At 42.9% G+C, this 22,507-nt stretch carries 19 protein-coding genes; 13 read left to right on the top strand and 6 right to left on the bottom strand.

Going from position 1 to position 22,507, the window contains the following annotated elements; all coding sequences use genetic code 11:
• Positions 1-140 precede the first annotated feature (140 nt).
• Together L2717_RS14575 and L2717_RS14570 are read left to right on the top strand one after the other, a co-directional pair.
• On the top strand, positions 141-1,499 hold the full coding sequence (locus L2717_RS14575) for an isochorismate synthase (protein WP_220773196.1): 1,359 nt from the start codon (positions 141-143) through the stop codon (positions 1,497-1,499).
• A gap of 296 nt (positions 1,500-1,795) precedes the next feature.
• A complete protein-coding gene (locus tag L2717_RS14570; protein WP_220773197.1) occupies positions 1,796-2,455 on the top strand; it encodes a 7-cyano-7-deazaguanine/7-aminomethyl-7-deazaguanine transporter in 660 nt (219 codons plus the stop codon).
• Between the two features lie 303 nt (positions 2,456-2,758).
• Here L2717_RS14570 and L2717_RS14565 read toward each other — a convergent pair whose 3' ends face one another.
• Positions 2,759-4,936, bottom strand: coding sequence for a sensor histidine kinase (locus tag L2717_RS14565; RefSeq protein WP_220773198.1), 2,178 nt, complete (start codon positions 4,934-4,936; stop codon positions 2,759-2,761).
• A 1-nt stretch (position 4,937) separates the two neighbouring features.
• Complete coding sequence (locus L2717_RS14560; RefSeq protein WP_246611739.1) at positions 4,938-6,320, bottom strand: sigma-54-dependent transcriptional regulator; 1,383 nt, start codon at positions 6,318-6,320, stop codon at positions 4,938-4,940.
• A gap of 285 nt (positions 6,321-6,605) precedes the next feature.
• On the opposite strand from L2717_RS14560, the gene L2717_RS14555 reads away from it, so the two are divergent.
• The 8 genes from L2717_RS14555 (at position 6,606) to mutM (ending at position 13,656) form a co-directional block, all read left to right on the top strand.
• Positions 6,606-7,418 (top strand): ABC transporter substrate-binding protein, encoded by an 813-nt coding sequence (locus L2717_RS14555; RefSeq protein ID WP_220773200.1) that lies wholly within the window; start codon positions 6,606-6,608, stop codon positions 7,416-7,418.
• The gene (locus L2717_RS14550) at positions 7,415-8,122 is read left to right on the top strand and encodes an ABC transporter permease (RefSeq protein ID WP_220773201.1); all 708 of its coding nucleotides are present in this window, start codon (positions 7,415-7,417) and stop codon (positions 8,120-8,122) included. The genes L2717_RS14555 and L2717_RS14550 overlap by 4 nt, the downstream gene beginning before the upstream one ends.
• Before the next feature lie 3 nt (positions 8,123-8,125).
• Positions 8,126-8,836: an ABC transporter ATP-binding protein gene (locus L2717_RS14545; RefSeq protein ID WP_220773202.1), complete on the top strand. Its 711-nt coding sequence runs from the start codon at positions 8,126-8,128 to the stop codon at positions 8,834-8,836.
• Positions 8,820-9,413: a molybdenum cofactor guanylyltransferase MobA gene (mobA, locus tag L2717_RS14540; RefSeq protein ID WP_220773203.1), complete on the top strand. Its 594-nt coding sequence runs from the start codon at positions 8,820-8,822 to the stop codon at positions 9,411-9,413. The genes L2717_RS14545 and mobA overlap by 17 nt, the downstream gene beginning before the upstream one ends.
• A 29-nt stretch (positions 9,414-9,442) precedes the next feature.
• Positions 9,443-11,257: a bifunctional molybdopterin-guanine dinucleotide biosynthesis adaptor protein MobB/molybdopterin molybdotransferase MoeA gene (locus L2717_RS14535; protein WP_220773204.1), complete on the top strand. Its 1,815-nt coding sequence runs from the start codon at positions 9,443-9,445 to the stop codon at positions 11,255-11,257.
• 17 nt (positions 11,258-11,274) lie between these two features.
• Positions 11,275-12,258 carry a GTP 3',8-cyclase MoaA gene (gene moaA, locus L2717_RS14530; protein WP_220773205.1) on the top strand — a complete coding sequence of 328 codons (984 nt, stop codon included), beginning with the start codon at positions 11,275-11,277 and terminating at the stop codon, positions 12,256-12,258.
• 91 nt (positions 12,259-12,349) lie between these two features.
• Positions 12,350-12,805 carry a hypothetical protein gene (locus tag L2717_RS14525; protein WP_220773206.1) on the top strand — a complete coding sequence of 152 codons (456 nt, stop codon included), beginning with the start codon at positions 12,350-12,352 and terminating at the stop codon, positions 12,803-12,805.
• A gap of 35 nt (positions 12,806-12,840) precedes the next feature.
• Positions 12,841-13,656 (top strand): bifunctional DNA-formamidopyrimidine glycosylase/DNA-(apurinic or apyrimidinic site) lyase, encoded by an 816-nt coding sequence (mutM, locus tag L2717_RS14520; RefSeq protein ID WP_220773207.1) that lies wholly within the window; start codon positions 12,841-12,843, stop codon positions 13,654-13,656.
• A 64-nt stretch (positions 13,657-13,720) separates the two neighbouring features.
• Here mutM and L2717_RS14515 read toward each other — a convergent pair whose 3' ends face one another.
• Together L2717_RS14515 and coaD are read right to left on the bottom strand one after the other, a co-directional pair.
• Positions 13,721-15,196, bottom strand: coding sequence for a capsule assembly Wzi family protein (locus L2717_RS14515; protein ID WP_220773208.1), 1,476 nt, complete (start codon positions 15,194-15,196; stop codon positions 13,721-13,723).
• A 79-nt stretch (positions 15,197-15,275) separates the two neighbouring features.
• Complete coding sequence (gene coaD, locus L2717_RS14510) at positions 15,276-15,767, bottom strand: pantetheine-phosphate adenylyltransferase (protein ID WP_220773209.1); 492 nt, start codon at positions 15,765-15,767, stop codon at positions 15,276-15,278.
• A gap of 505 nt (positions 15,768-16,272) precedes the next feature.
• On the opposite strand from coaD, the gene L2717_RS14505 reads away from it, so the two are divergent.
• Entirely contained in the window at positions 16,273-18,114 is a 1,842-nt protein-coding gene (locus L2717_RS14505) for a DUF3413 domain-containing protein (RefSeq protein WP_220773210.1), read from the top strand.
• A gap of 166 nt (positions 18,115-18,280) precedes the next feature.
• Here L2717_RS14505 and L2717_RS14500 read toward each other — a convergent pair whose 3' ends face one another.
• Both L2717_RS14500 and L2717_RS14495 read right to left on the bottom strand, forming a co-directional pair.
• Positions 18,281-19,045 (bottom strand): glycosyltransferase family 2 protein, encoded by a 765-nt coding sequence (locus L2717_RS14500; protein ID WP_220775090.1) that lies wholly within the window; start codon positions 19,043-19,045, stop codon positions 18,281-18,283.
• A 37-nt stretch (positions 19,046-19,082) separates the two neighbouring features.
• On the bottom strand, positions 19,083-20,132 hold the full coding sequence (locus L2717_RS14495; RefSeq protein ID WP_246611816.1) for a CDP-glycerol glycerophosphotransferase family protein: 1,050 nt from the start codon (positions 20,130-20,132) through the stop codon (positions 19,083-19,085).
• Positions 20,133-20,455: 323 nt separating this feature from the next.
• Between L2717_RS14495 and glf the strand changes: the two genes are divergently transcribed.
• Positions 20,456-21,601, top strand: coding sequence for a UDP-galactopyranose mutase (glf, locus tag L2717_RS14490; protein ID WP_283106110.1), 1,146 nt, complete (start codon positions 20,456-20,458; stop codon positions 21,599-21,601).
• 13 nt (positions 21,602-21,614) lie between these two features.
• Entirely contained in the window at positions 21,615-22,409 is a 795-nt protein-coding gene (locus L2717_RS14485; RefSeq protein WP_220775192.1) for a DUF707 domain-containing protein, read from the top strand.
• The last annotated feature ends 98 nt before the right edge of the window (positions 22,410-22,507 follow it).

Below are 22,507 nucleotides of genomic sequence, written 5' to 3'. Positions count from 1 at the left end.
TATTTACAAACTTAATCAACTAAAGGGTAAATGACTTAAAAAATAGTACATTAGCCTGAATTAAATGTATTAATGCGGAATACTGATAACGTGACTTTCAGCTTTCGCCTTCATCCCTTATCTTTACTTTGGAGTTCTATTTGCCCGTTCATGCCCTGTCAGAAGACCTTAAGTCTCTCATCGACAAACTCATTCAATTAAAGCAAATTCCTGTGACAGAACGGGTCATGCAGCTGTCTGTTGGTACAGTCGCGATGCCTTTAATTTCATGGCTGGCATCACAGGTCCAATTTCCACGTATTTACTGGCATGGGCGCGATAGAATTGAAGAAGTGGCGGCGATAGGATCGTGTAAAGATATTAAGTTTGAAACGGCAATCAGCGATCAGCAACTGGCCACGACCTATCAAGAGCAGCGCGCGTTATCAACCAATCAGAATATTCGCTACTATGGCGGTGTCGCTTTTGATCGCACCATAGAATCTTGGCCTGAGTTTGGTAATAGTCACTTTATCCTACCGCGTATTGAATTTAGACGTAGTGGCAACCAATTTAGTTTGTTAGTGAATCTTAACTTTGCCGATAATGATCATCATAGCGAAATAGATAACGCCATTGCAGCTATCGAAGCTGTGATGCCTGCAAAGCCACTTTCGCCACCCAAAAAAATCGCCCTTTTAGCACGCACGGATACGCCCGACTTTACACGTTGGAAAACCCTTGTTGAACAAGTTATCGACCCGAAGTTCAATCAAGACACCCCAAAAGTGGTGTTATCTCGGTTAACTCAGCTTGCCGTTAACGAACCTGTCGATCCTTGGATGGTGCTTGCCTGCTGGCAAGGGCGTAATCCTAATAGCTTTCAATTTGGCTTTCAATTTAGCCCTAAGCGTACTTTTATCTCTTGCTCACCAGAACGTTTATTTCGCCGTCGTCAACAAGAGTTATTTACCGAAGCCCTTGCCGGCACAACGATTCGCGGCTTAAGCCAAGAAGAGGATATTGCACTGGCAAACGCCTTATTAGAAGACAATAAAAATAGCGTTGAAAACCAACTTGTTCGCAGCCATATAGTCAACATGCTCACACCATTGAGCCGTTATGTCGGTGCCGATGAACTCGCCACTATTTTTAAACTCAATCATATTCAACACTTACACCGTGCAATTCATGCCGAGCTAAAAACAGGTGTCAATGATTTTGAACTGTTACAAGCCCTGCATCCAACGCCTGCCGTAGGTGGGTTACCCAGACATACTGCGATGAGCTTTATTCGCCAGCAAGAAGGGTATATGCGCGGCTGGTATGCCGGTGCCTGTGGCTATTTTAATCAGTACGAAAGTGAATTTTCGGTCGCTATTCGTAGCGCTCTAATCGAACCAGGTCGGATTAATTTATTTGCAGGGGCAGGGATTATTGCAGGCTCTGATCCACAAGCGGAATGGCAAGAATTAGAGAATAAACTCGCGACTATTATGTCGATTCTTTTCGAGCTGTAGACTTTTCGAGCTGTAGAGTAAGTCATGGCCAAACATGGCATGATTAAATTTTGTCGACACTTTTACATTAAGCGTTGCCATTAATGGTGTTACCCCCCTCCTTAGAAATAGTCAAACTGCAAAAAATCTTGCCGTTTATACGCGTCTTTAAACAGCAAGCTTGCATCTTAAAACTCGCCCACTATAATGACGACCCCGATTTCAGTACGCTATTATCGGTTATCGAGTCGTAAACATAATAAATTAAATATTAGCGGGTTCCCTCACCCCGCCCTGCACAACTAAAAAGGCCACCTATGTTAATGTTAACTACAGCGCAGCTTCGCCGTGCTTTATTCCTATTAGTAGGATTCCATATACTGATTATTTGCGTCAGCAACTACTTGGTACAATTGCCATTTCAACTATTTGGTTACCACACTACTTGGGGTGCATTCAGCTTTCCATTCGTGTATTTAGCCACAGATCTCACTGTCCGTATTTTTGGCCAACAAGCCGCGCGTAATATCATACTCAAAGCCATGATTCCGGCGTTGGTGATTTCTTACGTGATAGGTGTGATGTTCCATCAGGGTAGTTTTCAAGGGGCTGATTCACTGGCACAGTGGAATACTTTTGTATTTCGTATCGCTTTTGCCAGTTTTGCTGCGTATTTAATCGGTCAGTTAATGGATATTACGGTTTTTGCCCGTATTAGAAAAAACCGTTCTTGGTGGGTTGCGCCCGCTGCATCAACCTTAGTGGGCAATCTTGTCGATACCTTAGTCTTCTTTAGTATCGCCTTTTACGCCTCTTCTGATGACTTTATGGCAGCCAACTGGCTCGAAATTGCTACCGTCGATTACGGTTTTAAACTGATCGTGAGTTTAGGGCTTTTTTTACCGGCCTATGGCGTTTTGCTAAAAGTCTTACAAGACAAGATTTTGCGAGCCAATCCGCAAGAATCAATTTCCTGATTTGTAAAGATGTGCACTTTTTGCAATAAATAGCTTGCAAACACAAATGAGAATGATTATTGTTAACTCGCGTTCCAAAACTCATCTTTAATAACGCTGACTGGTAATCAACGTAATTAGAGTGCTCCTGAGTTTGCAAGCACGACATTGCTCACACACACTCTTTGTGGCCGGACTCATCATCCGGCTTTTTTTTGCTTATTTTTCTGCACTACCCACATCCAAATAATAGACTTCACAGCTGCACCACAAAATGACGGCAACGACCGCGCTAACAAGCCTGCTCTGCATTTAGAAACATCATTATTCGCCAGACATCTCGTTATAATTACCTGCAAAGTATAATCCCTCATAGGGACTATTTTGCCGCTCTTCCTTCGCTTCACGATATAGGCCCATAGTAAACAAACTCCCTTTACCTAAGGTTGAACTCACTTCTATGGTGCCGCCAATCCGCTTAATAATGCCGTAACTCAGTGAAAGTCCTAAACCAGTGCCATCCTTACGCGTGGTATAAAAAGGGTCGAAAATACGCCCTAGCTGTTCTGGGGATATACCAACACCTTCATCTTCGACTTCAATTTTGACGCCAATCGGCACACCCTGTTGCAGCCAGTCATAGGTTCGTATCCAAATTCGACCTTTACCATCCATCGCATGGGCAGCGTTTACCACCAGATTAATCAACACTTGTAATAACTGTGGTTTGTTAACTTGCACTGGGCAAGTTGCGTTTAGCTCAGTAATCAATACCACTGCTTGTTTCTGAATAGAATGCCGCACTAATACCAGCATTTCTTCAATGATGGAGGTCATGTTGTGCATTTCTAATGGTGCATTAAATTCGCCAGGGCGGCTGTACTGCAGCAAGCTGCGGATTATGGTTGTGATCCGTCCTACTTGCTGAATAACGAGATCAATTTCCTCTTTTACCACATCGGCATTGTCGCCCAGCTCATAACGCAGTAGCTCCATATTGCCGAGGATCACCGCCGTGGGGTTGTTAATCTCGTGGGCGATCCCCGCTGTCAACTCTCCGAGTGCGGTGAGTTTTTCATTAGTGACGAGCTGTTGGCGTGTTTCATTGAGTAATGCGACATTACTTTGTAGCTCTAAAGTTTTGTCATGCAAACTGCGGGTACGCTCTGCGACTTTTACCTCGAGCTGCTCTGCCGCTGCTTGAATTTGGGCATTTCGACTCTGCAAGAGGTCGAGCATGCTGTCGAATTGTTCGGCTAAATTCGACAACTCGTTATCCCTGTCTAAATCTAAAGCACCAATACGGATATTTCGACCTGACTGAACCGCTTGCACCACTTGGTGAATTCGTTCAATCGGTAACAATAAGCTATAAGCCCCACGATAAACTAATAGTCCAGACACTAAGAGCACCAGCATTAAAATGGTACCCAATTCGATAATATTTAATAAGTAATTATGGATAAAGGGTGATTCCGAAAATCCGGTATAGATCATGCCAACACGCTGGCCGCGAACATCTTCTAAAGGGGCGTAGGCGGAAATAAACCAATCATTAAATACAAAGGCGCGGTTGATCCACTGCTCACCATTGACTAATACTTTTTCCTTCACTTCATCAGACACTAAGCTGCCAAGTGCACGTTCTGGCGCTTCTCCCTCATGGGCAGGAAACTTGAGCGGTACGTTAGTAGAAATGCGCACATCATCTAAAAAGATGGTGACTGTACCAATAGAGCGCTCGGGTAAAGTCCCTTTGTCGTAAACCAAATCACGAATATGATCGACAATCCAGGTATCGCGATTAAATAAGATCCCACCATCCAGATACCAAGCCACTTTACCTTCTAAGTCCGGCACGGGGAGCAGGCTGCGGCTTAATAGACCACGCTCCTCAACGGTTTGAGTCGTGCTCTGTGACCGCAAGGTTGCCACTATAGGAATACGCGCGGTTGGTGCTAATTCAGGATCAATACGCGCTAACCGTTCAGGCGGTAACACCATTAATCCAGAATACGGCAATAAGCCGTTTATTTTAGGCAAAATTTGCCGTAAATCAGGGTCTTCGGCGGCATCAGCAACACTGATCAAACGTAAATAATCGAGCTGAAGTTGTTTTTTTTGCAGCAGGAGAAATGCATCGATACTGGCTCGATGATTAATGGTTGCCTCTGTTACATTCGATTTTTCACTACTGAACTTTTCGGCACTCAATAGTGGCCTAAAATCATTTTGAAAAGCCCAAGAGGTGACCACTCGCTCAAGTTGATTCTCTTGACGAACCTGCACTTGCAACAAGGTGTTTTCGGCAACAGATAAGTCAGCTTTAACCATCATAAACAGCTGCTTACCTGTGTAACTGATGTTCCAGTAAATCGTAATAAATACTAAGCTCACTAGCGTCAGCAGGATAGGTAATAACGTCAGGATTAAGATCCGATAACGCACCTTGGCCTGCATTTGCTGCCAACTCACACCAAAAAAATGAGTGAAAAATGACACCCTATGACTCCTGCTCACTGCCAAAGTCAAACCACTCTTTATATTTGCGATCTAAGGTCTTACGCGATACCCCTAAATCCCTTGCCGCAGCGGACTTATTGCCAGAGTGTAAGTCCACCACACTGGTAACATGGTGTTTTTCGACTTCTTTTAATGGCCAATCCAGCGGATAGCCCGATGTAGATAACACTTCACTTTTTAGCTGTTGTTTCCAATATTCCGCAGGCGGTTTACCCAGTAAAATACAGCGTTCAATCATGTTGCGCAGTTCACGGATATTACCCGGCCATTCATGCTGCTGCAGTTTCACCATATCCTCATGGCTCCACACCACTTCCCTGACGCCAAGTTCAGCGGCCAGTTGGCGAGTGAAATGATGAGTTAACTCCACCACATCTTCGGGCCTGTCGCGTAATGGCGGAATTAAAATATCCAGCACATTGAGTCGATAATATAAATCTCGACGGAAATTACCCGCCTCCACCTCATCAATCAGAGTACGGTTAGTGGCCGCGATCACTCGCACATCGATATTAACTTCTTTCTCGCTACCCACGGGACGAATCGCTTTTTGCTCTAACACTCTAAGCAAAGCGGTTTGCATTTTCAGTGGCATTTCACCGATTTCATCGAGAAAAATCGTCCCTCCCGAGGCAAAACTAAATAAGCCTTCACGATTACCTTTCGCGCCCGTAAATGCCCCCGCAGTATGACCAAACAGTTCACTTTCCAATAGTTCAGAGGCGATAGAGCCACAGTTTACCGGGACAAAAGATCCCTGCCGTCCACTAAGTAAATGCAATTGTCGTGCGACTAGTTCTTTGCCCGTGCCAGATTCACCTTGAATAAGCACGACAGCATTGGTCGGCGCCACACGCTCGATAATGTATTTCACCGACTTCATGGCTTCACTGCTGCCAATAATGGTCGATGAATAACCAATTGACACCTCACGGCGCAGCATTAAGTTTTCGCGCTTAAGCAAACGACGCTCAATACAGCGATCGACTGCCGCCATCATCTGCTCAAGGTGGAAAGGTTTCATGATAAAGTCAGAGGCACCGGCGCGCAGTGCGGTAATGGCCACTTCCATATCGGCATAACCCGTCATAAAAATAATATCTGAACGACGGCCTTGCTCATCGAGTGCTTCATGCCATTCAATACCTGAGCGACCGGGTAAGCGAATATCAACGATGAGCAAATCAAAATGACAACGGCTGCGTAGCTGCTCCGCGTCTTCGATGCTGCCAGCCGTCTCAACTAAGGCGAATTTTTTCGATAACGCCTTATTTAAAAAACTGCGCATGCCGGGTTCATCATCAACAATGAGCACTGATACTGCCGATGGAAGGGGCTTGAGATTATTATCTGTCGGGTTCATATTGTCTGCTTCTGGACATTTTGACTCATTTGCGACCAATTCTATCATTGAAAAGAGATAAATAGGCCACTATGAACCACTGGAAGTGTGTGCTGAGACAATTTGTCTGTAAAATATTTAATCAGCTTGAGACTAAGCTCACAAATTAGCTTAGGCTGTGAAGAAAATGGTCGCATTATCAGCTTGGCATCTAATTTGCTTTGCAACCAAACGTATTACTATTTATGCGTTCTTCCTCTCAATAGGCATTTGAGTTGGAATCCTATTTTCCGCCAAGGAGTACCCATGTTAAAAATGAAATCATTACTGAGTTTGGTTATTGCAGCCAGCTTTTTCAGTGTTTTACCCGCTCACTCGACTGAAATTATCAAGTTAGCTACAACCACCAGCACGGAGAACTCAGGCCTACTAAAAGAACTATTACCTAAGTTTGAAAGTGAATCAGGTTATAAAGTCCAAGTTATCGCAACTGGCACAGGTAAAGCCCTAAAACTAGGTGAGCAAGGTGACGTAGATTTAGTGATGACCCATGCTCCTAGCGCCGAAGCTAAATTCGTTGCCGATGGTTTTGGTGTTGAGCCACGTGGCATCATGGAAAATGATTTCGTGGTACTTGGCCCTAAAAATGACCCTGCAAAAATTCGTGATAGCAAAACTGCCGAAGAAGCCTTTAGTAAAATTGCAAAATCAGGTGTGCCTTTTATCTCTCGTGGTGACAATTCAGGCACTCACATCAAAGAGTTAGAAGTATGGAAAGCAGCAAGTGTGACACCAGACTTCAAAGGTTACACTTCAGTAGGCCAAGGCATGGGTAAAACTCTGCTGATGGCAAACGAAATGCAAGGTTATACGCTATCTGACCGTGGTACTTTCGTCGCTTACAAAACTAAGCTAGATCTAGGCGTTGATTTTGATGGTGGCAAAACTTTAGCTAACCCATACCAAGTCGTGCTAATCAACTCTGCTAAATATCCAGATCTAAACCACAAAGGCGCTAAAGCGTTAAGTGACTGGTTGATCAGCAAAGAAGGTCAAAGCATGATCAATAACTTCAAAGTTGAAGGTGAGCAATTGTTCAAGGCAACTTATAGCGAATGAGCGACGGCTGGTTAGCACTGTTACAGCAGGCGTTAAGCCTGCTGTTTTCATTGGACCCCGACGTTTGGTCCATTATTTCGATCTCGTTTTCGGTTTCTTTCGCAGCCCTACTGATCACTTTAGTTCCTTCTATGGTGCTCGGCTTCGTGTTGGCGTTTGCGCCATTTTATGGCCGATGGGTCATTACTAACTTAGTCCAAACCCTGCAATCTATCCCTACTGTGGTTATCGGTCTGCTAGTTTATCTATTACTCACACGCAATGGCCCATTGGGTGATTTAAAGTGGTTATTTACCCAAGAAGGTATGATCCTCGGGCAAATGTTGATTTGCGCGCCTGTATTAATCGCCTTGAGCCAAGCCGCATTTACCAGTGTAGACCGCAGAGCGTGGGAAACTTCACGTACCTTAGGTGCCTCTTGGTGTAGCGCGGTGTGGACCGTGTGCCGCGAATTGCGTATGCCGTTACTACTGGCGATTGTTGCGGCTTTTAGTCGAATTTTGACTGAAGTAGGCTGCTCTATGATGGTTGGCGGTAATATTTTAAACGTAACGCGTAATATCCCCACCGCCATTGCACTCGAAACCAGTAAAGGTGACTTCGCCCAAGCGATTGCCCTCGGACTCGTGCTGCTCATCTTAGCCTTGATCCTTAACTTTGCTTTAGGTAGTTTACGCGGCAAAGCGATGCCAAGGAGCCATTAAACAATGAGTAAGGTGAAACTTATCGCCCGCGACTTAGAAATGTCCTTTGGCGCGCGCCTGTTATTCAAAGCCGATGCGTTAGCACTCTGCCAAGGTGATGTCATTTATCTGCAAGGCGACAATGGTACTGGTAAATCGACCTTAATGAAGATTCTGGCAGGCCTAATGGCACCAACGAAGGGCCATATTGAGACGGTGGGTTTTGCTAAAAATGCCTGGTGGCGACGTAACCCTTTATTAGGTAAAGCGGTTTATCTACATCAACATCCTTATTTATTCGATGGCACTGTAGAATATAATCTTACCTATGGGCTAAATTTCAGCTCAGAAACCAAAGCCAAGGCGAAACAACGGATTACTCAAGCGATTGAGATGGCGCAGCTAGGCTCGCTATTACATGCCAGAGCCAGTAACCTCTCAGGCGGAGAAAGACAGCGTCTCGCTATTGCGCGCGCTTGGATCCTCCAACCTAAACTACTAATGCTTGATGAGCCAACGTCTAATATGGATAAGGATTCCCAAGAGCTAGTATTAAAAATGATCCAACAACTCAAATACGAAGGTACCGGTATGTTACTGAGTAGCCATCAGAATTGCGCGTTAACCGCTATTTGTGAACAGCAGTGGCACATAGAAGGCGAACAAGTGATGACCACCTATCCACATTCTCAATCTTTGCCAGCACAGGAGCCCTTATATGTCATCGCAAATTGATGCCGTTATTCTCGCCGGTGGTATGGCACGTCGCATGGGCGGTGACGATAAAGGTCTCGTCGAATTAAACGGCGAAGCCATGATTAAACATGCCATTGATAGAATAAAACCTCAGGTTAAGGAGATCCTGATCAACGCAAATCGCAACCAAACACGTTATGCTGAGTTCGGTTTTAAAGTGATAAGCGATGAACACAGTGGTTTTCTTGGCCCCTTAGCAGGTATGATCGCTGCGATGGGCAAGACCGATGCCGATTACTTATTGGTAGTGCCCTGCGACTGCCCATTACTGCCACTCGACCTTGTGCCGCGTATGTTAGCCACAATTGAAACTGAAGATGCTGAGCTAGCCGTTGCCAGTGACGGTGAATATGAGCAACCTGTAGTGATGCTGCTAAAACCTAGCTTACGTGATTCGATGAAAGCCTTTCTTGAGGCGGGTGAGCGTAAAGTGGACTTTTGGTATATTAAGCATCACTTCGTTGTCGTGTCGTTCGCCGATCAACCCAATGCCTTTGTGAATGTGAATACGCCAGAACAAAAACAACGATTGGCCATAGAAATAACCAAAAGCTAAGGTTCCAACAACTCAAATTAGAGGTGCAAATGAGTAACCCCTTCGTCAATCCGCTCGCTATTCCCGTTCTCGGATTTTGTGCCTACAGTGGCACGGGGAAAACCACCTTACTCAAGCAGTTAATCCCTGAATTAAATCAGCGTGGTTTACGCTTAGCTGTGATTAAACATGCGCACCATAATTTTGATGTGGATATTCCCGGCAAAGATAGCTACGAAATGCGTAAAGCCGGCGCGCGGCAAATGCTAGTTGCCTCCCATGTACGCTGGGCGCTGATGACTGAAGATGCCCGCGATGGCGATCCTGAGTTAGTCCATTTGCTCAAGCAAATCGAAGCTGACAAAGTCGATATTGTGTTGGTCGAAGGCTTTAAAAAACTCGCATTACCTAAAATTGAATTGCACCGCGCCGCCCACGGCAAACCTTTTATTTATACCCAAGATGAAAACATCCTCGCTATCGCCTGTTGCGATGATACCCAGTTACCGAGCAGCGAACTTCCAACTGAGCTACGCCGTCTCGACCTCAACAATATCGGCCAGATTGCCGACTTTGTGATGGACTACGCCAAAAATTGGCAAGCACCGAGCGTGTGCTTACCGATAGCCACAGTAGAAGCCTGCACTCTTGGCAATGACAAGAATCTCAGCGTAAACCAAGGGTTAGCACAGATATTATCCCATATATCTCCCGTAACTGAAGTTGAAGAACTTGAGTTAGATGCCTTAGATAACCGTGTACTTGCCCACGACAGTATTTCGCCCATCGACGTGCCGCAGCAAACTAATTCAGCGATGGATGGCTACGCGTTTGTCTATCAAGATCCCATGCCAGCCAACTTAAAGCGGGTAGGTGAAGTCCTTGCAGGTCATCAATACTCAGGCACACTTAACGTTGGCGAAACCGTGCGGATTATGACCGGAGCCACAGTGCCAGCTGGCGCAGATACAGTGCAGCCCCGTGAGCTAGCCACTGAAATCGACGGCATAGTTACCTTTGAAGGCCACATTCAAGCGGGTCAACATGTTCGACTCGCGGGTGAAGACATTGCAAAAGGCCAAGTAGCATTAACCAAAGCCACTCGCTTGAGCGCCGCCGAACAAGGTTTATTGGCTTCACTTGGGCTTAATCGCGTGAGTGTATATCGTCGTCCAACCGTGGCTGTATTCTCCACTGGCGATGAAGTGAGCCAACCAGGCGAAACGCTAAAAGCCAACTGCATCTATGACTCAAATCGCTTTACCATTAAAGCCATGGCAAAACGCCTAGGTTGTGAGGTCATCGATTTAGGTATTATTGAAGATTCTGAAATCGCTCTCGAAGCAACGCTAGCCAAAGCGGCAACCCTAGCCGATGTCGTCATCAGCTCGGGTGGTGTATCCGTCGGTGATGCGGATTACATTAAAACTGTGCTTGCTCGCCTTGGTAATATCGATTTCTGGCGTATTAACATGCGTCCAGGTCGACCACTCGCCTTTGGTAAGGTGGGTGATTGCCTGTTCTTCGGTTTGCCGGGTAATCCTGTCGCAGTCATGGTGTCTTTCCTGCAATTTGTACAACCCGCTCTGCGTAAATTAGCGGGTGAAGTAAACTGGCAAGCGCCATTATTCCCTGCAATCAGTGATGAAATACTGCGAAGCCGCCATGGCCGCACCGAATTTATTCGCGGTATTTATCAGCTTGGTAAAGATGGACGTCTACACGTCAGCAGTACGGGCAATCAAGGTTCTGGAATGTTGAGCTCAATGGTCAAAGGGAATTGTCTCATCATCATAGGTGATGATGTAGAAGCCGTGAACGCAGGTGAAACGGTGTTTATTCAGCCCTTTGCGGATCTACTTTAAGATCTAGTGAGTTTTTTATGAGTCTAATTGTGGATTCTTTTGGCCGTAAGGTTGAATACTTACGGCTCTCAATCACCGACCGCTGCGATTTTCGCTGCGTTTATTGCATGACGGAGGAACCTTGCTTTCTGCCAAAGGAGCAAGTTCTCCACCTCGAAGAATTAGCTTGGATTGCACAAGCCTTTACCGAACTCGGTGTCACTAAAATTCGTCTGACTGGCGGTGAACCCTTAGTTCGCACCGATTGCGACCAGCTGGTTAGCCTACTTGGTAAACTACCAGGGCTTACGGATTTGTCTATGACCACCAATGGTTCAAGACTGACAAAATTTGCTAAGCCCATGTTTGACGCTGGATTAAATCGCCTTAATATCAGCCTAGATACCTTAAATCCCACACTGTTTACCCAATTAACTCGTAACGGCAAACTAGACAGAGTTATCGACGGCATTGATGTGGCCATTGCCACAGGCTTTAAGCGCATTAAGATTAATGCGGTGATTTTGAAACAACAAAATGACAATGAAATAATTGATTTAGTAGATTTCTGTCGTGGTCGCGACTTGGATATCGCTTTTATCGAAGAAATGCCGCTTGGCGAAATAGATGAGCGCAAACGTGCCCGTCACTGCAGTAGTGACGAAGTGAAAGCGATGATTGAAGCTCACTATCCATTGCAGCTATCGAGCAAACGTACTGGTGGCCCCGCGCGTTATTACACTATGGCCGACAGCTCAATCCATATCGGTTTTATCTCGCCCCACAGCCACAACTTCTGCCACGAGTGCAATCGCGTACGAGTCACTGTCGAAGGTCAATTACTACTGTGTTTAGGTAATGAGCATGCTGTTGATCTCAAAAGCATAGTACGTGAGTTTCCGGCTGATATTGAAAGGCTAAAAGCCGCTATTCTCACAGGGATCAACCTTAAGCCTAAACAGCATGACTTCGATAACAACGAAGTACAAATCCTACGTTTTATGAACGTGACTGGCGGTTAACCATCGCCACTCAATAGTTTGCAGGGCTAGCATCTCAATTTGGCCGTGATAAACTCAAGTTATCATTCCATATTTAGCAGCACACATCCCTATGGCCTTAACTCGTAAACAATGGAATAACATCATCATTATCGCCTGTGTCTTTATGGTCGCGGTACTGACTTTTATTGATAAAAAAACCAATAATGTTCCAAGTGATGCCCAGTTGTTATTTGACGATAATGCACCGCTCGCACAGTTACAACTCGATGGGCTATGGCTACATAAGCAAGCATCAGAATGGCGCTGCGATACTAAAGTGCTTAATTGCGATGAATGGGCCAAAGCATGGCAAACCATACGAGTATCGCCCTTAGCTGCTGCACCAGAAACCACTGATGCCCCTCAAGAATTAGTGATACAGATTGCTGATATCAGTGATTTTCAACTATGGATCTATTTTCCCAAGGAAGGCGCCCTAAAATCTCCTGCAGGTAATTGGTACTTAGTGCCACCGAGCTTACGAGCTACACTGCAACCTATTCTCGATGCGAAACCCGCAGCGTAATATCGCCTCCTTTTACTTAAAATAAGACAGAACCCATGCCGGAATTACCAGAAGTTGAAGTTACCCGTCAAGGTATTGCGCCATTCCTTGTCGAGCAAACCGTGGTTGATCTTGTGATCCGTAATGGTTCACTGCGTTGGCCTGTACCTGAAATCGCCAAGCAGATTATTGGTCAAGTCATACGCCAAGTGCGCCGTCGTGCTAAGTATCTATTAATTGATACCGATGCAGGCACCAGCATAGTGCATTTGGGTATGTCGGGAAGTTTACGGATTTTGCCCCACGACACCCCAGTAGAAAAACATGATCATATCGATTTAGTGCTCGCCAATGGTCGCCTATTACGCTTTAACGATCCAAGACGTTTCGGCGCTTGGTTATGGTGTGAGCTTCCCGAAGAAGCCCACCCATTACTTGCTAAATTGGGGCCTGAGCCACTGACTGATGCCTTTAATATTGCCCAATTAGCAGCAGCTTTAGCTGGCAAGAAAAAGGCCATCAAGCTTTGCCTAATGGACAATCATATCGTGGTGGGTGTCGGCAATATTTACGCCAATGAAGCCCTATTTGCGGCGGGTATTCACCCAGAAGCCGAAGCGGGTAAAATCGATATTGAGCGCTTGTGTGTACTAGTCGCCGAAGTGAAACAAATCTTAGCCCACGCCATTAAACAGGGGGGCACCACACTGAAAGATTTTACCAATGCCGATGGAAAACCGGGTTACTTTGCCCAAAAACTGCATGTCTATGGTCGCGGCGGCAAAACCTGTACCCGCTGCGGTAATCTATTAAGTGAAATCCGCTTAGGCCAACGCAGCACAGTATTTTGCGGCATTTGCCAAACACGTTAACGCAACCTCAAGACAAAGCGGATAAAAAAGCCTGCAATAATGCAGGCTTTTTTAATCGTGAATGCTAGAACCGATACTCGAAACTACTAAAGAGTGTGGCATTGGTATCATTGTCTTCAGCCTCAAATTCTGATTTAGACACAGTCCCACCTAAGCTCCACATGCCCTTCCACAGCGGCATCCGATAGGAAAGTTCAAGCATTAACAAGTCTTCTTTAAGAGGTTGTGGTGCCCAAGTTGTCGCTACGTTTGAACCATCTTTATTTAACTGTGCATAGCGTAGTAATGAGGTAAACCCACGGCTATTGGTCAGCTGCCCCACCAATCCGACGACAAATACTTGCGCATCACTGTCATAGGTTGAGCCTAAAGCGCGGTCATAATAACGAGAGCCACTGAGATAGACAGGATCTTCATAGAAGCAATTTGCACTATCACCATCGCACTTGACATAAGTGTCTGAGTACTCAATAAAAAACTTAAACTGTTTAGCCGTTGTGCCAAAATGAGTATCGATGCCCCAAAGTGAACCGCAGTCGCTGCCATTCTCGCAGCTACGCTCTAGGTATAAGCCAACAGGAATATTGCCCAATGTGTCGGCATAGCGCATATCGATACTTTGAGTTCTGTGGCCTGCATCTCGGCGCTGATCTGGCGCGCAATTATCAGCACCATCAATACACACTGGACTACTCGTCACCGAGTCCCACCAAGAGTCAAAGTTACAATCTTGGCCTTCACCACAAAACAGTGTTGACCAAGATAGGCCGATTTCCAGCTGTTTAATCGGTCTGGCGCTTAAACGCATATCCCACTCAGCCGTTTTTGGCACAGCGCGATCAGCCTCCATCAGGCTAAACCCGCTTTTAAATGTCCAGGGGCCAATCCAAGATAACCATGGCGTTTCAAAAGCAGATGCATTATTGCGACTCAAGGTCAGCGACGGCATAGAGCGCGCATTGTTAGAGCGGTGCAACGCAGAATCAAATCCGGGTCCCCACCATTGCTCAACCGAACCTAGGGTTGCAATCCAGTTACCAAAAATAATCGCAAAGTAGGATTCATCAAGACGAAAGTTTTCACTATCCTGAGGATCATAGGTTTCTGCCACGGTCGTTTTATAGGCGATACGTGAACCTAAATACTCATACGAGCCCAGCACTTCGCCTTTTTCACGATAGTCAGAGCCATAATGTCGAAAGCGAGCAGGATCAGATGCGGCCGTCACTTTTATACGCGCATTACCGTGATTATCCACGGCATTTTGATAGTAAAAATTTACTCGCGCAAAGGCTTGCACTAAAGAGGCTGAAAGCAACTCTGGTTCAACTTTCGCTAAATCACCACCGATACCTGACCACATCAAAGGATACGTATTTACAGGTACAGTAATGACGCCCGCATCGGCAAGCGCTTGAATATCCGCTCTAAGATAGATATCAGAAGCATCGACCCAAGGCGCGGCGGCAAGTACAGAAGAAAAAAACAGTCCCGTGGCCACGCTAGTCGCGAGTAGTGTTGGAGTGAAAACAGCCTTCATAACATCCTTTTAGGTATCATCGCGAGGTCAAACTCGCCTCAAAGTTAACACAAAATACTGACAAAAAAGTGGATAAGACTTACAGTTTCGTCAGTTTAAGCTTTGCTGTTAGTGCCATCGCCACTTCAGGGTGAACAAACTGCCTTACATCGCCACCATGTAAAGCGACTTCCTTTACTAGGGTTGATGAAATAAAGGAGTTTTCTTCAGCTGGGGTTAAAAATACACTTTCCAGATTAGGGCTCAGCCTACGATTCATATTCGCTAATTGAAATTCATATTCAAAATCAGAGACCGCACGTAGACCACGTACCAGCACACTCGCATTTTGCTTTTTAGCAAAATCGACCAGCAGGCCAGAAAAGCCAACCACTTCAACATTATCCAAGAGAGCCGTGACACGATTAACCATTTCAACCCGTTCTTCTAGGGTAAATCTTGGCTGCTTAGAAGGATTAGCTGCAATGCCAATAATCACATGCTTGAATAACTTAGCTGCCCGCTCGATTAAATCGGCATGGCCATTAGTGATTGGGTCAAATGTCCCCGGATAAATCGCTCTTGTGTGCATAGTAAAAGTCTATTCCCACTTTTATTAATTCAATAAGGGTATAAAGCATCCCGTTACTACATCATAAAATAGCTTTACGACTACAAAAGACTAACCTTGCCAATGATTAATTAACCTTAAAAATCAAACAGGTAAGTAATAAAGCTAACGATGATACTGGCGCGTATTATATACTAGATTTAATTTAGATATCTGACGATCATAATTCAAAGCACAATAATTGAAAAATGACTTTCGGCAGAACTAGTAAATGAATGTCGGCCAGACTCAACAATAAAAAGTAATTTAAATAAAAATCAATGGCTTATGTTTTTTTGCGATATGCAGGATGGATTCATCTTCACAGACGGAGTCAATTGATTAGAAATGCTGGCTGAACGCCACGCAAACATCATAAAATTTATAAATAAATCATTACCAGATAAACCGATCCCGTTTTAAGGTTAACGCTTAGCATCATGAACCATTAAGTGTTTGCTATAATTTTTTGTATAAAGGTATTCAAATGATAGACAGTTCTCTTAAAGTAAAACTTCACACTCATGGGTGGTTAATACTTTTTAATTCACTCATCGCGATGATGATTGCTAGCCGCTATTTTACTTTTCTACCTGAACTACCAAGCGATAGTCTCGGGATTTTTTTCATATTTGCCAGTACTTTTTCACAAATGAGCCTACTCGCGGGGATTGCGGGATTAGTCACACTGCCACTCATTTTCTTACCAACGGCATTAAGACGATTCCTTCAATCAGGCACGGCCGCGTTAGGCATTAGCATATTAATCATTGATACTTTTGTCTTTGCTCAATATCGCTTTCATATTAATGCCGTGGTACTCGATTTAATTCTTTCTGGCCAAATCGTTAGTTTTCCATGGCTAACTTGGTTGATGGTCGTGATTGGAGTGAGCGCTCTTTGGGGGGGTGAATGGCTAATTATTCGTCGCTTAGACGCAACTCCTCTACAACAAAAATCATTGAGTCGCTATTTTTTAGCCTTAGCGATAATGACGCTGCTATCAACCCATATTGTACATATTTGGGCGGCAGCGAATGCATACCAACCGGTCACTCAGTTAAAACGCTATTTACCACTGTTCTATCCAGCAACAGCAAACAGCTTGATGCGTAAATATGGATATATTAACGAATCAGCAATAGCTCAACAAAAAGCTCTTACCTTAAAAAGTAAAAGTGATCTGCGCTACCCAATCGAACCGCTGAATATGGTACCTATATCAAAACCCACTAACATATTATTGCTGGTGATTGATTCTTGGCGTGCAGATACCTTTAATGCGGATAATACGCCCAACCTATGGGAAATAGCACAATCTGGAGTCGTATTTAACCAGCATATCGCCTCTGGAAACTCAACAAGGGCAGGTATTTTTGGTCTTTTTTATGGCATGCCGGGTACTTATTGGCATGCCATGCTAGCAAACCAACAAAGCCCGCTAATAATAGATAGACTACAGCAACTCAATTACCAGATGGGTATTTTTACTTCGGCACAGTTACATAAGCCAGAGTTTGATCAAACTGTATTTGTTAATATTGATAACTTACGTATTAGCTCATCTGGTGAGAGTCCATCATCGCGGGATGCCAATCTCGTTGCAGATTGGACAACATGGTTTACGCAACGCGATACTCAGAGGCCAGTCTTTTCATTTTTGTTTTTTGACTCACCCCACGGTTATGATTTCCCTAGTGATTACCCTCACCGCTATGAACCTATGCTAAGTGAAATTAACTATTTACAGTTAGATGATGACTCAGATCCACAACCGTTCTTAAATCGCTACAAAACCAGTGTTCATTATGTTGATAGTTTAGCTAAACAGGTATTACAAACGCTGAAGTCATCTGGTGAGCTTGATAACACGCTAGTGATTATCACCGGAGATCATGGCCAAGAAATAAATGACAATAAATTAAATTATTGGGGTCACAACAGTAATTATACTGACGCTCAAGTAAAAGTGCCGTTTGCGATAGTGGCACCTAACATGAACGTTGAAATGGTATCAAAAAATAGCAATAAGCTTACAAACCACCAAGATTTAGTCCCCACGTTAATGGAAAACTATCTGGGCGTAAAAAGTCCGATTAACCATTACTCTGTAGGCGAAAATCTTTTATCTGAAATACCAGAACGTCCTTGGACCATTTCCTCGGATTATAACGGTTTTGCCATAATAACTAACGAATCAATTTTAGAGGTGGGTGCCGGAGGCCAATATGAGCTGCTGGATAAAACGAATCGACCACTAAAAGATCAACAACCAAATTTTGACTACTTACAACAAGCGCTGGAACAATTAAGTCGTTTTAATCGATAGAAATACTGAGGTTTATAAATTAGCTTAAGCGCCTAGCATTGACCTATCATCGAAAAATGATAGGTCAACAGCGGACTAACATGATTAAAACTAGCCTGAATTTATTAATTGCAAGCGCTTACAGATGCCGATTACGCTTTGGAAGCGAGCATAGACTTAATGAATATTAACGATTATTTTCAAGCAACCATAAGCCTACGTATTTGTTAAAGCTCACCTGCGCATAGGTCATAGCAACAATAAAACCAACACTGCCATCGAGAAAGCCACGCCGTAAAAAGTAAATATGAAAAAATGTCCACACACCCCTGAGTAAAGCTAGGGTTAGTCCATGGGATTTTTTACCTTTGCGAAAGTATTTCTGTGAGCCAAGCCAAGCATATTGCGCCGCTTTATTCAGTCCATGACCGTAATCACGATGGGTATAATGCAATAACAGTCCTTTTAGCTTACCGATATTGCCGGCCGCTGGGATTACTGTCTCATGGACTTCATCAAGGGTATAGCGTGCGCCATCACGTTTAAATAAGCGTAAAACCGCCCGAGCACTGCGTCCATGCTTTAGGGTTTTACCATACAAGGTCACGCCCCATGGTAAACAAAAAGCGGATTCTTTAATCTCTTCCTGCGACAACAGCGCAATAAGAGCATTTCGCATCGTCTCATCCAGCGCTTCGTCTGCATCAATGGACAGCACCCAATCACAACTCGTTTGCTCTAAAGCTCTCTGCTTTTGTTTACCAAAACCAGGCCAATCAGTAACAGTGACTTTATCGGTATATTTCTGGCATATCGCCAGAGTGTTATCTGTCGAACCGCTGTCGAGCACGATAATTTCATCGGCAATATCCGCAACCGACATCAGGCAGCGCTCTACACGATCCTCTTCATTTTTGGTAATTAACATGACAGACAACGAGTGTTTTTTCACTTTTTTACTCCAATAATATTAGCAACTTGCTCGATTACTATCGCCAGCACTTTAATTTCCAATAGCCTAATTTTCGGCGTAACTTAAGCATTCTTATCAAATTATAAGGCTTACGCACTCTTTCTCTATCAGGGTTATCAATAAGCGCATTAGTTGCAGCTAAGACTCTCTCACTGGATTTACCATCATTATATGGATGCATTTGTTGGCAAAATGCTTCAATACTTGCCATCAGCTTTAGTGGGCAAGTTAATGCATGCTCGATAGTTGACTCCACTTGATCTTCAGTTTCAACATTTAGTAAATAAGCGGCATTGGTTCGATTTCTAAAAGTCACAACGGGTTTCTTCAATAAGAGAAATATATTTAAAATTGAAGAAGTATCACACAACATAACGTCTGCTGCTTGAAGCAAGGGGATCACATTATCAGTTTCAACAAAAGTTAAGTTATCACTGACAATGCCTTTGTATTGATTAACTATTTCACTCGGCATCTTAGGGTGAAATTGAACAAGGATACGCCAATTTCCTTTTGCGGCAAGACGACTCATAAGGGTAAGTAAGTGAGGTGCACAGCTTAACTTTTGTGAAAAAGTCGAACACATCAGTAAAGTTTTACGCGTATCTGATGGAACGATATAAGGGTTATCGACTACCGGCATAAACAGCGGATCGAGCATAGGCCAACCGGTTTCTTTCACCACAAAATATTTATGCTGTGCCGCTAGTGCTTCAAATCTTTGAGTGGTATTAGGACCTTGAGTACAGTACAAATCAAAGCAGTCACGGATTTCGAAATGATCTTCACGACCTTTACGATTAATTTTACCCGCATTAAAACCATGAAATACTGCAACTTTAATACCTGGAATAAAGTTTGGCACCACATTACCTGGAACAAACACCGCATCAGGTTTCCACGAATTTACTGCATCAATACTGAACAAACACTGCTCATCCGCTTTTAAGAATGCAGAGTTAACCTCATTACCCTCTAAAAACCAACACACCTCACCACCCTGAGCGCGGATCACAGCTTGAAGTGGCCGTAATATCGCATAAGAATAGTTTTGTGAGATGTACATCAAATAGCGCCTTACAACCATTTAACTCGACCCTTTAAAAATCAATGCATTAAAAATCTATACCGCATAATAGCGTTATCATAAAATAAAAAAAGGATTAGTGTTATCATTATTTATTATGGAAGAAATAAATACTCAAGACAGTACAGAAAAATAACACGTCACAAAATTTAACAGAAGGCTAGATTAACAGTTACACATTATAGCACTACTCGTACAAAAAAATACTAAGTGAAAATGCAATTCCACAGATAACTCTTTAAAGTTACAATCTAGTTTCAGGCATGTATAATCAATAAAAATCTTGAATGTGAGTAAGTATTTTGAATATATCAATCGGTATTGCTGGCGCAGGCCTGTCGGGTGCGGTTATTGCGAATGAGTTGGCTAAAAATGGATATCAAGTGCATGTATTTGACCCAAGAGAGCATATAGGAGGAAATTGTTTTTCATATAGGGATGAGCCTAGTGGAATAATGGTTCACAAATATGGACCACATATATTCCACACTAACAACAAGTTAGTCTGGGATTATGTTAATAATCTTATAGAGCTCAAACCTTATATTAATCGAGTAAAGGCACACACAAATAATGAAATATTTTCATTACCGATAAACTTACATACAATTAATCAATTTTTCAAAAAACAGTTATCACCATCGGCTGCTAAAAAATTTATAGAACAGCAATCAGATAGCAGTATTGATATAGCTATCTCATTTGAAGAGCAAGCTATGAAGTTTATTGGGAGGCCTTTATATGAAGCGTTTTTCAAAGAATATACACTAAAACAGTGGGGGCGTTCTCCATCTGATTTACCTGCTAGCATTTTACAACGCTTGCCCGTCAGATTTAATTATGATGATAATTACTTTAATCATCAATATCAAGGGATGCCAAAAGATGGCTACACTCCATTAATAGAAAAGCTACTTAATCATAAAAATATAGCAGTTCATTTGGGTTCTAACATTACGCGAAAAGATGTTCTAAATTATGATCATGTATTTTTCTCTGGTAAAATTGATGAGTACTTTGAATATCAGTATGGTATGTTAAGTTATAGGACTTTGGATTTTATACCAATTAGAGATAAAGGTGACTATCAAGGTGCTGCTGTTATTAACTATTGCGATAACAGTGAGAGATTTACAAGAATATCAGAACATAAACATTTTTCACCATGGGAGTCTCATGATGATACAATTTGTTTTAAAGAATATAGTCGAGAAGCCGATAGTACAGATATTCCATACTACCCAGTTAGGTTAGTTAATGATAGTGACATTTTAAAGAATTACATTTCACTAGCAGAAAAAGAAGATGGCATTACTTTTGTGGGAAGGTTAGGCACCTATAGATATTTAGATATGGATGTCACTATTGAAGAAGCCTTAAATACTGCAAATCATTTTATTTCAAATGCAAATGCAAAAATGCCTTCTTTTATTTACAATCCAAGTTAACGGGGTAATTAAATTGACAAAATATCTAATTATTGCAAGAGTCGGTGATAACTCACTACATCATCATTGGATTAACAGTAAAAATAAAAATTTTGACATTTTTATTAGTTACTTCGGGAACGAGGATAATAAATATGCAAATAATGCAGATTATTATGAGCATGTGAAAGGCGGAAAATGGCCGGTAATTGCAGCGCTTGTAGATAAAAACTGGGAAATCATATCTAAATATGACGCTGTATGGCTTCCTGATGACGATCTTTTAGTTGACACTAACTCAATTTGTAAAATGTTCGATTTATTTACGGCTTTTAATTTATCTTTAGGTCAACCAGCACTGAGTATAGATTCATATTTTTCGCACCCGTGTCTATTACAGAAAAAAAACTCCATTATTCGCTTTACTAATTTTGTTGAAGTTATGGCTCCTATTTTTTCTTTAACTAGTTTAGAAAGAATTAAACACACTTTTTCACAAAGTAAATCAGGATGGGGATTAGATTTTTTATGGCCACATCTTGTTGATGGTAAAATTGGTATTATTGATAGCACACCAGTTACTCATACTAGACCTATAGGTGGTGAACTGTATAGGTTGAATCCGGAGTTATCACCAAAAATGGATATTATTACACTACAAGAAACATACCCTAACATTTCTTTAAATAAGAAAAAAAATAGATTTAAAGTATATTCACAAATAATCGAGACTACACGCTTGAATGAAAAATGTGCGTCCATCAAAGGTAAACTTCAAACTTACTTATCAAAAATCAAAAGCAAAAAACAAGTTAAGTATAGTAACTAACGCAAACGATAATAGATAATAGATAATAGATAATAGATAATAGATAATAGATAATAGATAATAGATAATAGATAATAGATAATAGATAATAGATAATA

The organism is Shewanella glacialipiscicola (assembly GCF_023283485.1).
Lineage (GTDB): Bacteria > Pseudomonadota > Gammaproteobacteria > Enterobacterales > Shewanellaceae > Shewanella > Shewanella glacialipiscicola.
This window is presented reverse-complemented; position numbering and strand designations above follow the sequence as displayed.